This is a genomic window from Lacrimispora sp. (assembly GCF_036758025.1).
GTDB lineage: Bacteria > Bacillota > Clostridia > Lachnospirales > Lachnospiraceae > Lacrimispora.
In genome coordinates this window covers 23,031-36,877 of the sequence record NZ_DAIOXM010000015.1, presented here as the reverse complement: position 1 = coordinate 36,877, position 13,847 = coordinate 23,031, and the positions used below count along the sequence as shown (strand labels likewise).

Below are 13,847 nucleotides of genomic sequence, written 5' to 3'. Positions count from 1 at the left end.
TATTATATATGTATTACATATATACATGCAGGAGATGTATGATAGTAGTGCAAGGAAGTAAAGTTTTTTTATTAATATATTAGCATCTTTATGTTGGAAAGGTTGGACTGCTTATGTCTCATTCTACATTTTATAACAAAATTACAGAAACCTTTCATTGGTTTCATCAAAACCCTGAACTGCCTTTTGAAGAATACGAGACAACTGGCCGGATCCGTGAGTTTTTAGAATATCATCATATCCATATTTTGGACCTGGATTTAAAAACCGGGCTGGCGGCAGAGATTCAAGGAGCAGAAGAAGGACCTGTCATTGCTCTGCGCTGTGATATTGATGCCCTGCCCGTGGGGGAAGAAACCCAATTGCCATATGCTTCTGCATCGGCGGGAAAAATGCATGCCTGCGGACACGACTTTCATACTACAGTGATGCTGTATGTGGCAAAAAAATTGCAGGAGCAGCGGGAGCATTTGCATGGAAAGGTAAAAATTCTGTTTCAGCCTGCCGAGGAATCCTCTGTCGGTGCGCTGGAGGTAATAAAAACAGGAGTGCTTGATGATGTGGAGGCGATTTACGGTCTGCATATTGAAATCAACCAGCCGGTAGGGTCTGTGGGAATTACTTCCGGAAGCGTAACTGCTGCTGTAGACCGGTTTATCGTCAGGCTCACCGGAAAAGGCACTCATGCCGCTCACCCTCAGGACGGAATCGATCCGGTTCTGACAGCCTCACAAATTGTAACCCTTGCCCAAAGCATTGTCAGCCGTAACCTTGATCCTTTTTCCCAGGGACTGCTCAGCATAACGCGGATAAGTGCAGGTAATACCTGGAATGTGATTCCGCAGACAGCCGAGCTGGAAGGAACGGTGCGTACAATGGGCAGACATAACCGCAGACTGATGGAAGAACGCTTTCGTACCCTGGTCCAGCACATTGCCCTGTCCCAGGGGGCAGAGGCAGAAATTGACTGGTTTGCAGGTCCTCCTGCTACAGATAATGCCCCATGCTTTGAACCGGTTGCTTCTGCCGCTGCAACAGAACTGGGATTAGAAATCACAGTCCCTTCCCCATCTCTGGGAGGAGAAGATTTTGCTTTTTATCAGGAAATGGTTCCGGGATTTTTCATTCACATCGGTACCGGGGAATCTTATCCCAACCATCACCCCAAATTCCAGGTGGATACCAATGCCTTGGAACCGGCAGTTGATTATTTTGCGGCATTAGCGCAAAAAACTCTGATTGCCATAAAAAGCGGGGAATTAATACCAGTGCAGAGGGAGGCATCTGATGATTGAAATTCAAAACGTGAGCAAGCGGTTTGACTCTGCCTCAGGGGAAGTTCTTGCCCTGCGCCAGGTCAGCCTTACAGTGGAAAAGGGCGACATTTTCGGAGTGATCGGATTCAGCGGAGCGGGCAAATCAACTCTGGTACGGTTGGTAAACCTTCTGGAGCGTCCGTCAGAAGGGCGTGTGCTGGTGGACGGAACAGATATCACCACCCTGTCAATGCCGGACTTACGTAAACTCAGAAAAAATATCGGCATGATTTTCCAGCAATTCAACCTGCTTCAGTCCAAATCTGTTTTTCAGAATATAGCGGCACCGCTCATATTGAACAAAGTGCCGAAACAAGAGATTGATAGACGGGTAAAAGAGCTGCTGCAGTTTGTGGAGCTTGAGGATAAGGCAAACACCAATGTGTCAAGGCTTTCGGGCGGTCAAAAGCAGCGGGTCGGCATAGCCCGTGCTCTTGCCACAAATCCCAGTATCTTGCTTTGCGATGAAGCTACAAGTGCTTTGGACCCAAAGACCACTGATTCTATTTTAGAGCTTCTAAAAAAGATAAACAGAGAGCTGAACGTTACCATTCTATTGATCACCCATGAAATGAATGTCATTTGCAATGTGTGCACCAAGGTTGCGGTTATGGACAGCGGAAGTGTCCTTGAGCAAGGCACGGTCCTTGAAGTATTCGGAAATCCCCAGCATAAGATCACCAAAAGTTTTGTAAAAACCGTGATCAATGACAGCATACCCCAAAGCCTGGTTCAGAATATTCGGAACAATCAGAATGAAAGCCGGATTTTCCGCCTGCGTTTTCAGGGGGATACGGCTGGAAAACCTTTGCTGTATCGGATCAGTACAGAATTTCATATGGAAAACAGCATTTTGTTTGCCACTGTCTGCGAGCTTCAGGGAGTTGTATTCAGTATTATGATTGTCCAGGTGTTTGGCTCCAAGCAGAAGCTGGATGAAATACAGAAATTTATTGAAGATTCCAGCGTTCAGGTTGAAGTCTTAAGTCTGACAGGGGAAGGTGAGGATAAGAATGATTGAGCAATATTTAGACATTACCGGTGAACAACTGGCAGCTGCAGCCGGTCAGACCATCTATATGCTGTTCTGGGGTCTGGTATTGGGATCGCTTTTAGGGATTCCCCTTGGGATTCTGCTCACCATTACACGCAAGGGGGGCATCCTGCAAAACAAGGTAATCTATGAACTGATTAATTACACAATCAACATTGTGCGCTCTGTTCCTTATATCATTTTGATGGTGGCAATTATGCCGCTGACAAAAATCATAGTGGGAACCCGCATCGGTACCCAGGCTGCCCTGGTTTCGCTGGTATTTTACATAACGCCTTTTCTTTCCCGCCTGATAGAAAGCTCCCTGCTTGAAGTGGATAAAGGGATTGTGGAGGCAGCTGAGGCTATGGGGGCTACCCCTTTGCAGATCATCTGGTACTTTTTGCTGCCGGAAGCAATGGGTTCGTTGATTTTGGCTTTGACCACAGGCACCATCGGGCTTTTGGGCGCAACGGCTATGGCAGGTGCCATTGGCGGAGGCGGTGTGGGAACCCTGGCTTTAACCTATGGCTATCAGCAATTTAATACCCCTCTGATGGTTACAACTGTGATTGTGCTGATTGTGTTTGTTCAGTTAATTCAAGGGTTTGGAAATTATTTATCAAAACGTGTCAGAACACGTAAATAAAGGAGAATATTATTATGAAAAAATTAGGATTAGCTTTGATTACTGCTCTGCTTGCTGTTGCCGTAATAGGATGTGCACCAAAGAACGAAAGCAAGACCGGTCAGGAGAAGACAACATTAAAATACGGCAAGGCGGCAGGACCCTATACCGTATTATTTGAAGAAGCAGTAAAGCCCATTCTGGAGAAGCAGGGATATCAATTGGAGGTGGTTGATTTTTCCGATCTTCTGCAAAATGACACTGCGTTGAATGAGGGCGAAATCGACTTTAACGTGGAACAGCACATTGCATATGCTGAAAATTTCAATAAGAGCCAAAATGGAAATCTTGTTCCCATTTCCCCTATCCCAACAGTTCCCGCCGGATTGTTTTCCGCAAAACACACTTCAGTGGAGTCTATTACCGATGGCGCTGTCGTGGCAGTACCAAATGATGCTTCCAATACGGCACGGGCTTACGCACTGTTACAAAAGGCCGGCTGGATTAAACTCAATCCCGATGTTGCTCTTGGAACAGTGAAACAATCCGATATCATTGAAAACAAGTACAACATTGAATTCGTGGAAATGGACTCTCTGAATATTCCGCCTGCTCTGGATGATTTTGATTTTGCAGTTATTACGGGAAGTATTGTTTATAATGCAGGCATTGACCCATCTACTGCCATTTTACAGGAAGATATTTTAGAGCATTTGGTTCTGCAGGTTGTGGTAAAGGAAGAGAACAAAGATACGAAATGGGCAAAGGACATCGCAGCAGCTTACCATTCTGATGAATTTAAAGAGTATATGAAAAAGAACAACACAGGTCTGTGGTTTGTTCCTGAGGAGTTACAGTAACCACTGTAAAGAAGATCGTGCATAAGACTGTGAATCCGTGTATAATGAGGATAGAAAACTTAAAGTCACTCAATACAAAAAGAGCAGGGGGTCACATGATTCAGAGAAGCAGAATTGTAAACCAATTTAAAAAAATGGTAGAATTTGATTCCGAAACCTACCAGGAGCGGGAAATTGCCGATTATCTGGCAAAAGAACTGGAACAGCTTGGGTTTCAGGTATGGGAGGATGACGCAGGCTTTCGCCTGAAAGAGAAGATACCTTCCTACGGCGGTGCCGTTCCCACTGGAAACTTATATGGATTTTTAAAAGGAAACAAGGATTCTGAGCCTGTCCTACTGTCCGCCCATATGGATACGGTAAAGCCAGGTATTGGGAAGCGGGCTGTTGAGGATGAAAACGGAAAAATCACCTCAGAAGGGGATACCATACTGGGAGCCGATGACCTTTCGGGAATTGCCGCTATTCTGGAGGCAGTCAGGGTGATCCGGGAAAATAATCTTCCGCACCCGGATATTGAGGTGTTGTTTCCTGTTGCAGAGGAAAATTACGGAAAAGGCAGCCAGCTTGCCGATTATATCAGAATCAAGTCAAAACAGGCATATGTGTTTGATTTAAGCGGGGAAATCGGTCTGGCCGCGACAGCCGCTCCCACGTTGCTTTCCTTTGAAATCAAAGTAAAGGGCAGAACCGCCCATGCAGGCTTTTGCCCTCAGCTTGGAATCAATGCCATTGAAATTGCAGCCAAGGCTATTGCGCAATTAAAGCAGGGCTGGGTGGATGAAGAAACCACCGTAAATATCGGAAAGATCAGCGGCGGGAAACAGACCAACATTGTTTCCGATGAGTGTGTTGTATTGGGAGAAATCCGCAGTTTAAAAGACCATAAGGCAATGGAGCAGTGGAGCAAGGTCAGAGCAGCCTTTGAAGAAATGGCTTCCGGCCTTAAGGGGAGCTGCGAAATTCTCTTTGAAAAACAGATCGAAGCTTATGAAATAGGCGATGAAGAGGAAGTGGTCAGACGGTTTAAGGAGGTATGTGCTTCCATAGGGCTGAAGGGAACTACTCAGTATACCCTGGGAGGAAGTGACAACAATCATTTTGTCCGAAACGGGATCAGGGGAATTGTGGTTTCCTGCGGAATGAATGAAGTCCACACTCCTGAGGAATACACCACAGCAGAAGAGCTTGAGCGGAGCGCCCGCCTGGCCCTTGGACTTTTGACCTGGGAATCAAATAAAAAATAAAGAAAAACGTGCTGTAAAATTCGTTATGCCGCTTCCATTTTGGCATTGGATGTTACAGCACGTTTTTGTGAATAAGGAATGCAGAAAGAAGGCTGTATATATTGACAACAGCATACTGATATGCTAGTATGTAAATAACAGCATTGATGGCTTTAACAATGAAATGCCAGCCGGAAACGGCAATATATATAATATAATTTAAGGAGGTTTCACCAATATGAAGATGACATTTAGATGGTTTGGAGAAAATGATGACAGTGTTTCTTTAAAGCAGATCCGCCAGATTCCTGGTTGTTCAGGTCTGATGGGCGTATTGACCCAGTATGCAGCAGGAGAGGTATGGCCTCTGGAGGTAATCCAGGAATATGTAAAACAGGTTCATGATGCAGGTCTGGAAGTGGAAGTAATTGAAAGTGTTAATGTTCATGAAGACATTAAGATGGGCGTTCCTTCCAGAGACAAGTATATTGACAATTACATCACCACCATCCGTAATCTGGCACAGTGCGGCGTAAAAGTGATCGTTTATAACTTTATGCCTGTATTTGACTGGCTGAGAACGGACCTGGCTCATGATATTGAAGACGGTTCCAATGTTTTATATTATGATGACGCAGAACTTCAGGGCATGACTCCCTTAAAGCTGGTTGAAAATACCACAAAGAATTCCAAGGGCTTTTCTCTGCCAGGCTGGGAGCCGGAGCGTTTAAAGGAATTGGAAGGCGTTCTGGAGGTTTATAAAAATATTTCCCCGGACCAGTTAAGGGAGAATTATAAATATTTCCTTGAGAAAGTAATACCGGTTTGTGAGGAACTGGGAATCCGTATGGCAGTTCATCCCGATGATCCGGCATGGCCCATTTTCGGACTGCCGAGAATCGCACATTCTCAGGAGGATTTTGACAAGATCATCAATCTGGTGGACAGCCGTGCCAATGCGCTTTGCTTATGTACAGGCTCTCTTGGCTCTAATCCGGCCAACAACATTCCGGAAATCATCCGTCATTTTGGAGAGCTGGACCGCATTGCCTGTGCTCATGTGCGGAATGTGAAGTTCCTGGGAGAGAAGCAGTTCAGAGAAGCTTCCCACCTTTCTTCTGATGGAGATCTGGACATGTTTGAAATCATGAAAGCACTTCACGATACCAAATTCGACGGATATATTCGTCCGGACCATGGCCGTATGATCTGGGGAGAAGAAGCCAGACCAGGTTATGGACTTTATGACAGAGCACTGGGAATCATGTATTTAAATGGAATCTGGGAATCTCTGGAGAAAATGAATAAGTAATAGGAAATACTGGGGTGCTGTCTGATAGCGAATGTTAGTTATCAGTCAGCACTCTGTTTTTGTTTTGCTTACTTATCTCCTGGCATTCTTCCTTTTCAAATATGAGTTTATATGTTATTATAAAAATGTATTTTCAAATCATTTTTCTAAAGGTTTTAATTATTTTCTATAAATCATTTTTTAAATCCCATAACACGTTATACCTCTTTCCCCAAGCAATCATCACTGTATTCCCTTCTTGCAACAGAGTGTATGGGATGCTATAATTTCCATATAACTGACTATTGTTGAATGTTGAAATACAGACTCCATATCTCCATAGATGATGCTCTGCGGAAAGCATAAAAAGCAGGACATCTCAAAGGGACCTCCTGTTATTTATGATGAATATGATGACAGAAGTACAAAAGGAGGTTTTGCCTGTGGAGGAGAGTCTTGAAAGGGCCATGCGCATATCCGGCTTAAATGCTCAATATGACAGACATGCCAAAAATCTATTGTCTCAAAAAATTGTTTTAGCCCATATTCTTGTAAATGCAGTTTCTGAATTTGCCGGTCTGGAGCCGGAACACGTCATACCCCTTATTGAAGGGGACCCGGAAGTATCAATTGTTCCCGTTAATCCGGGAGAAACAAATGATCCGGAGGGAGTGAAAAGGGGAGCGGTGGGAGAGATTCCACCGGTCATTGGCGGCTGTAGTACAGAAAGCGGGATTCCGTATGAAGGCAGGATCACCTATGATGTTCGTTTCTTTGTACGGGTTCCGGGAAAAGAAGAAAAGGTCAAAATTATTGTAGATCTGGAAGCCCAGAAGAATTTTTATCCGGGTTATGATCTCGTTACACGGGGAGTTTTTTATACTTCCCGGATGATTTCTGCCCAATTGGATACGGAATTTGTAATTCCCAATTATAATGATATTAAGAAGGTGTATTCCATCTGGATCTGCATGAATTCACCGGAAAAGGCCAGAAATACCATTACGGAGTTTTGTATGGGGAAAAGGCATATTGTAGGAACTTCCGGCGATCTGGGCAGGTATGATTTACTTAGTGTTATTATGGTAGGCTTGCCGGAAACGCTGACGGAGGGAAGTCAGGAATTAAAGCTGCACAGGCTTTTGGGAACGTTATTTTCAGATTGGTTGTCTGTTGACAGGAAAAAGGAAGTTTTATCCCAGGAATTTGGGATTTCCATGACGCCGGATTGGGAAAGGAGTGTTAATATTATGTGTAATTTAAGTGAGGCTATTGAAGAGAGGGGAATAGAAAAGGGAATAAAGACAGGAATAAAAACAGGAATGGAGAAGGGAATAGAAGCAGGGATAAAGGTTTTAATTGAAACTTGCATGGAATTTAATGCCTCCAGAGAAGATACCCTGATTCGAATTGTACAAAAGTTTTCAATGACAAATGAAAACGCAGAGAAGTACTTAAATCAGTATTGGAATAAAGAATAAGATCAAACGGCAGCCTTCCCTTTGGATAGGCTGCCGAATTTTATTCACTTATTCCTGTTTCCCCGCTCTTCCCTGAGACTTAAATTGGCCGGGAGTCATACCGGTATGTTTTTTAAACACCCTTATAAAATTCTGCTGGGAGTTAAAACCAGTGGTCATGGAAATTTCCTTTACCGGTTTATGGGTGGTAAGAAGCAGCTCCTTTGCCTTTTCAATCCGGTACTGGTTTAAATAATCCACAAAGTTAATTCCAAAGCTTTCCTTAAAAAGCCTGCTTAAATAACTGGTTGTAGTCCTGCACTGCTCAGCCAGCAGGTTGAGAGAAAGATCAGGGTTGGTAAAATTTTCTTCAATATAATGCCTGGCTCTGATTAAATATTTATGCTGCTGCTTCTGGTACTTTTCTCCTAATAGAGAGACACAGGCAATACAAAACCGTTCCATATACTCCTCCATCTGTACCGGATTGTACTCCATATCTGCAGAATAAGGTTCAGGATCAAAGACGAAGGCATACTCCTCCTGATCTGTTTCAACAATGCGGTAAGAGGCCAGAACATTTAAGAATGCCAGCCGGTAAAACTCATAAGCCCGGAATAAATCCCTGTTTTCACTGTCAAGGGCTAAGGTATGACAGATGTGCAGGGCCTTTTGGCGGGCCGAATCAATATCTCCCTTCATGACAGAACCGGATATGGACTTTAACTGAAGCTGGAAAAAACGGTGATTAGGCACCACAAAATCCTCCCGGGGAGCTTTCATTCCTCCTTCCGTCTGCTTTGACGGGTATTTCCGGTGAGCCAGACGCTCTACACTTTCCAAATAGGAAAAGGATACCTGCTGAAGAGAAGAACATTTTGGACCGATTTCCAGCCAGGCATGGTCGGAAGCAGCCAGATTATCAAAAAAGATCTGCTCCAGCTTCACCTCAAGCCCTGTAATCAAAGGAAGAGCAGTGTCCCCTTCATACTGAAGGATGACTGCGTAAAGGGATTCGTCAATCTGCTGCATGACATACCGGCTGATTTCCCCCAGGCATTGGGCCAGGGTTCCCATAAAATGTTCTAAAAGCCGGTCTTTTTCAGCCGTTTCCATGGGCTTTTTAAAGGTCAGAACAATGGTTTTACATTCTCCTTCTGCCTGGAGGGGACTGTTGATGTTGGTCAGTATGTTTTGAATATAGGAAGAATCCATTGGTTTGCCGTTGAGCAGATCAAAGTAAAATTCTTTTGAAATTTTTGGAATCATATCGCTTAAAATATAATCCAGCTGCTGTTTATGGCTGGAAATCTTCAAAAAGCTTTCCGTCAGATAATTCCATTCATTTTCCGTACTTTCATTATTTTCCGTATGTTCTTCGGAAGAAATCATTTTCTTTAATTTCTGGACAGGCATGTAGCTTAAATAGAGGACACAGGCTGACAACAGAGTGTTCAATACTAAAATCAGGGCAAAAAAGGGCAGAGAGTTTTTCAGCACCATGCCAAAGGAGGGCATGAAAGCAAAGTCATTGACCAGCAGCACCAGACGAATGCTGGTCTTGTCCGACTGGCTGAAAAAGTAGTGCTGATTTTCGAAATAAAGAGTATTTTTCCCCTGCTCCATGAGAAATGGAATATCCCGTGCCGCTTCCTCCGGAAGAATGCTGTAATCCAGCATGCCGGGAAACAGGGGATTCCAGTCGTTGTCATAGGCAAATAAAAGGCTGAAGGAGGTCTGGGAGCCTTCCAGAGAATCGTAGAGAATGGAGGGCTTCATTTTCATAAATAAGGTTCCAAGCCTTTTTTCACCATTTAAAGGAAAATCCCGGACCATATAAATATTGCCTCTGTACAGTTCAATAGAAGTTGTGCGCCCGCTTTTTAAAAAGGAGGTGGCAGACCGGCCTGACATATGTTTTGTAATAAGGTCCTTCTCCCGGAAATCCTCCAGAAGACATTTTTCATAGGTTGAAGTAAAAACTGCGTCGGTTTTTCTCACATATAAGTAGATCTCATCAATGGCCTCTGTTTCCTGGCAGTATCCGTTTAAAATAGACCAGACCTGGTCATTGGCAGAGGAGGGAAGGCGCTTGGGAGTCACCACAGAGTCAACGATGCCCGCATCATAGGTAATATGGGTCAGGGAGTTGTGAAAGCCGGAAAATAAGGTGTCCAGGGTCTGAAGGGATACATATAAGGCATTGGAATAAACCAGATTATTATTATTGATAAAAGTGGCAGTTGTCTGGTGGGTCACTACCATGGATACGACGGCCATAAGGAGGGCGCTGAAGGTTATCATAACTGTAAATAGCTGGGTCAGCAGCTTTTTATTTTTAAATTTTCCAAGCAGGTCTTTTCGGTTTTGATTCATCAGTCATCGCTCCTTTGTGAGAACTTTGTAAAACTATACAAAAGTTACAAAAATAAGTATATAAGAATTGAAGTTTGATAACAAGTGCTGAAAGAAGTCATTCTTTTGATAAATTTTGTACTGTTAACAAATTTTATCCTTCCTGGATAAATTATGAAAATAAAAGAGAAAACCGGATATTTACATCAGAGAGGTGTCAGGCTATATTCGTATTACATAAACGAGCTCGGTTTGATGTGAATATGCATTGAGAAAGGGAAAAGAAATTATGAAGAAAAGAATTATTTCATGCTTACTGGCAGCAGTCCTGGCAATGGGAACTCTTGCAGGCTGCCAAGGAACAGGCAGTCCATCAGGAACAGGAACAGAGACACAGTCCTCCAAAAAAGAAGGGGTCGAAAATGTAATGACATTTTCCATGTCAGAAGATGTTTACACATGGGACACCATGGGACAGCCTGTGGTTCCGTTCTACAGCATCCAGCTTTTAATCTATGACATGCTGGTGCGCACAGACCACGCAGGAAATTACGAACCTGGACTGGCTACGGAATGGAGCGTATCTGATGACGGCCTTGACTGGACCTTTCAGTTAAGAGAAGGAGTAAAGTTCCATAACGGAGAGACATTTAATGCAGAATCCGTAAAGGCAACTCTGGAAAGAGGTGCGAAAGACAATACCTTAAATATGAATTTCCTCTGGTCTGATATTGAATCCGTGGAAGCAGCAGACGAATATACGGCCATCGTTCACTGCAAGAAACCCATCGGTGATATGTTAAACCAGCTTACTTACATGCCCATGCTTCCGGCAAAGGCATTGGCTGAACAGGGAGAGGATTTATTTAAGACAAATCCGGGTACAGGCCCATGGAAGTTTGTAAGCTGGGATCCGGGCAATGAAGCGGTATTTGTGAGAAATGATGAGTATTGGGATTGGGGAAATGAAAAATCCAATGTGGATAAGATCATTTACAAGCCCATTTCTGAAGATACCACCCGTGTATCCAGTATGAGAACAGGAGAGTTTGACTTGATTTCCAACATTCCGCCGGATCAGGTAGAGGTGCTCTCCGGCAGCGAAGGCGTTACAGTGGATTCCCAGCCCGGCACCACCATAAGCTGGATGGCTCTCCAGTGCGGTGCAGGCAAGCCCTTTGCAGATAAGAACATCCGCCTGGCCCTTACCCATGCCATTGACCGGGAGCTGATTGTGGAAAGCATTCTGGGCTCCGGTTCCCCGGCCTACTGGCCTGTTATGGAAGGTGTGACCGGATATGACAAAGATATGGCAGGCAAGTACAACCAATACGATCCGGAGCTTGCAAAGAAGCTTTTGGTAGAAAGCAACTATAACGGGGAAGAGATTTATTTCATGGCAATTGACGGAAAGGTGCCCCGTACCAAGGAGGTTCTTCAGGCAGTGATGTCCATGATGACGGAAGTGGGCTTTAATGTAAAGCTGGAAATCATGGAAGGCGCCACCTTTGTGACCAAGCGGTCTGCTGGGGAATATGATATCGCATTTTCCAACGTATTTTACAACAACGGTTCCCCATGGCGCCATATGATCACCCACTGGCTGTCTGATTCCGCCAACACAGAACTGGAAAATCCGGAAATCACCGCTCTGCTGACAGAAGCCAAAGAGACCATTGATTTAAGCAAGCAGGATGAACTGCTGAAAAAGGCGTTTACCCTGATGATGGAAGACGGCGGACGTATGTGCTACTTTATCAACCTTGATACCATTAATGCCCACTCTGATAAATTGAGCGGAATCAAGCTCTACAATGACACCATCATTGACCTTTCAAGGGTAATGAGGAACTAAAAAAACAGGGGGTATTAATATGCAGAATTTTATGCGATTTATGGCAAAAAGGCTTTTTTCGGCAATTATCGTGCTTTTTGGAGTGTCGGTAGTAGCCTTTGGCCTTATGCGCCTGGCCCCGGGCAATCCGGCAGCTCTTATGCTGCCGGACAATGCCACAGCAGAGCAGATTGCTGCGGTGGAGGCCAAGATGGGGCTGGATAAGCCGCTGATCCAGCAATATTTCATTTACATATGGGATGTGGTCCGCGGAAATCTGGGAACATCCATTTTTTTCAACCGTTCCTGCGAAGAACTTATTTTCGGACGCCTTCCTGCAACCGGGCTATTGACCTTTGCTGCAGTGGTGATTTCCATTTTCGTCAGTTTTCCCATGGGAATTATTTCAGGAATTAAAAAGGGTTCGGTTATTGATTTTATTTCCATGGTGTTTGCCCTCTTAGGTATGTCCATGTCTCAGGTGTGGCTTGGCCTTTTGTTCATCTTGTTTTTCGGGGTTTTTATGGGGGTGCTGCCCACCCAGGGCTATGGTTCCTTTCAGAACTTAATTCTTCCGGCCCTGACTCTTGGACTGCCCTTAGCAGCCCTGGTAACGAGAATGCTCCGCTCCGGGATGTACGAGGTATTGGAAGAGGATTACATAACGGCAACAAAGGCCAGGGGAATCGGAAACTTTAAGATTTACACCAAATATGCCCTGAAAAACGCTCTGCTTCCCACGATCACCATTATCGGCATGCAGATCGGCCAGCTCTTGGCAGGGGCCATTATCGTAGAACAGGTATTTGGCTGGCCCGGGCTTGGAAGCCTGACGGTAAAAGCCATCAGCATGAGGGATTTTCCCCTGATTCAGTCCATTCTGCTTGTAACGGCTTCTCTGTTTGTAATCATCAACATTCTGGTGGACATCATCTACGTTGTGGTCGATCCCCGCATGAGTCTGAATTAGGGAGGAGCTGTCATGAAAAAAAGTGAATTGCTGCGAAGAATGGGAAAGTCCAAATTCTTCATCATCGGAATGATTATAGCGGTTTTAGTCATCATTGCCGCATTTACATCGCCCCTGTTTGTGGTCTATGATCCCATACAGTCAGATTTGAGAAAACGTCTGATTTCTCCGGAACTTTTCCAGAATGGGCTGGGCGGCCATATTCTGGGCACCGATGCCCTTGGACAGGACATTTTTACAAGGCTGGTAATCGGATGCAGGATATCCCTGCTGATTGCAGCCGCAGGAGTTTTGATTCCTGCTGTAATCGGAACAGCCCTTGGGGCTGTAGCAGGCTATTTTGGCGGGGCCGTTGACAATGTGATCATGCGCGTCTGCGACATCCAGTTGTCCATTCCCACCATGGTTCTTGCCATAACGGTTATGGCTATCTTTGGAAACAGCGTGCCAAATCTTTTGCTGGTGCTGGCAGTGGTCGGCTGGACTTCTTATACCAGGGTGGTACGGGGAAGTGTTATGGGAATCCGGAATTCAGAGTTTATCCAGGCATCGAGAGTGCTGGGAGCCTCTAATGGCAGAATCCTTCTGACCCAGATCCTGCCCTGCGTGCTGACTCCGCTGATCATCTTAATGAGCCAGCAGATCGGATTTGTCATTTTAACTGAGGCTAACTTAAGCTTTCTGGGAATGGGAGTTCCTCTCCCCAATCCATCCCTTGGCTCCATGATTGCAGACGGCAGGGAATACATAGCCACAGCTCCATGGACTGTGGTGGTTCCAGGAGTGACCCTGATGATCATTGTGCTGGCCTTTAACTTCCTTGGAGACGGAATCCGGGACATTTTAGATCCCAAAAACAAAGATTGAGTATGGA

At 44.8% G+C, this 13,847-nt stretch carries 11 protein-coding genes; 10 read left to right on the top strand and 1 reads right to left on the bottom strand.

What is annotated here, in order from left to right:
- Positions 1-113: 113 nt before the first annotated feature.
- The 7 genes from V7M78_RS13465 to V7M78_RS13435 all read left to right on the top strand — a co-directional run bounded on the left by V7M78_RS13465 (position 114) and on the right by V7M78_RS13435 (position 7,835).
- On the top strand, positions 114-1,295 hold the full coding sequence (locus V7M78_RS13465; protein WP_333650363.1) for an amidohydrolase: 1,182 nt from the start codon (positions 114-116) through the stop codon (positions 1,293-1,295).
- On the top strand, positions 1,288-2,337 hold the full coding sequence (locus tag V7M78_RS13460; RefSeq protein WP_333650362.1) for a methionine ABC transporter ATP-binding protein: 1,050 nt from the start codon (positions 1,288-1,290) through the stop codon (positions 2,335-2,337). The genes V7M78_RS13465 and V7M78_RS13460 overlap by 8 nt, the downstream gene beginning before the upstream one ends.
- Positions 2,330-2,998 carry a methionine ABC transporter permease gene (locus V7M78_RS13455; RefSeq protein WP_333650360.1) on the top strand — a complete coding sequence of 223 codons (669 nt, stop codon included), beginning with the start codon at positions 2,330-2,332 and terminating at the stop codon, positions 2,996-2,998. The genes V7M78_RS13460 and V7M78_RS13455 overlap by 8 nt, the downstream gene beginning before the upstream one ends.
- A gap of 14 nt (positions 2,999-3,012) precedes the next feature.
- A complete protein-coding gene (locus V7M78_RS13450) occupies positions 3,013-3,837 on the top strand; it encodes a MetQ/NlpA family ABC transporter substrate-binding protein (RefSeq protein ID WP_333650358.1) in 825 nt (274 codons plus the stop codon).
- A 95-nt stretch (positions 3,838-3,932) separates the two neighbouring features.
- Positions 3,933-5,084, top strand: coding sequence for a M20/M25/M40 family metallo-hydrolase (locus V7M78_RS13445; RefSeq protein WP_333650356.1), 1,152 nt, complete (start codon positions 3,933-3,935; stop codon positions 5,082-5,084).
- Positions 5,085-5,301: 217 nt separating this feature from the next.
- On the top strand, positions 5,302-6,375 hold the full coding sequence (gene uxuA / locus V7M78_RS13440; protein WP_333650354.1) for a mannonate dehydratase: 1,074 nt from the start codon (positions 5,302-5,304) through the stop codon (positions 6,373-6,375).
- A gap of 422 nt (positions 6,376-6,797) precedes the next feature.
- A complete protein-coding gene (locus V7M78_RS13435) occupies positions 6,798-7,835 on the top strand; it encodes a hypothetical protein (RefSeq protein ID WP_333650352.1) in 1,038 nt (345 codons plus the stop codon).
- A 48-nt stretch (positions 7,836-7,883) separates the two neighbouring features.
- Here V7M78_RS13435 and V7M78_RS13430 read toward each other — a convergent pair whose 3' ends face one another.
- On the bottom strand, positions 7,884-10,190 hold the full coding sequence (locus V7M78_RS13430; RefSeq protein ID WP_333650350.1) for a helix-turn-helix domain-containing protein: 2,307 nt from the start codon (positions 10,188-10,190) through the stop codon (positions 7,884-7,886).
- Positions 10,191-10,458: 268 nt separating this feature from the next.
- Between V7M78_RS13430 and V7M78_RS13425 the strand changes: the two genes are divergently transcribed.
- From V7M78_RS13425 to V7M78_RS13415, 3 genes are read left to right on the top strand one after another with little or no spacing between them, the layout of a single operon-like run.
- Complete coding sequence (locus tag V7M78_RS13425) at positions 10,459-12,024, top strand: ABC transporter substrate-binding protein (protein WP_333650348.1); 1,566 nt, start codon at positions 10,459-10,461, stop codon at positions 12,022-12,024.
- A 19-nt stretch (positions 12,025-12,043) separates the two neighbouring features.
- On the top strand, positions 12,044-12,973 hold the full coding sequence (locus tag V7M78_RS13420; protein WP_333650346.1) for an ABC transporter permease: 930 nt from the start codon (positions 12,044-12,046) through the stop codon (positions 12,971-12,973).
- A gap of 12 nt (positions 12,974-12,985) precedes the next feature.
- Positions 12,986-13,840, top strand: a complete 855-nt coding sequence (locus V7M78_RS13415; protein WP_333650344.1) for an ABC transporter permease — start codon at positions 12,986-12,988, stop codon at positions 13,838-13,840.
- Positions 13,841-13,847: the final 7 nt, after the last annotated feature.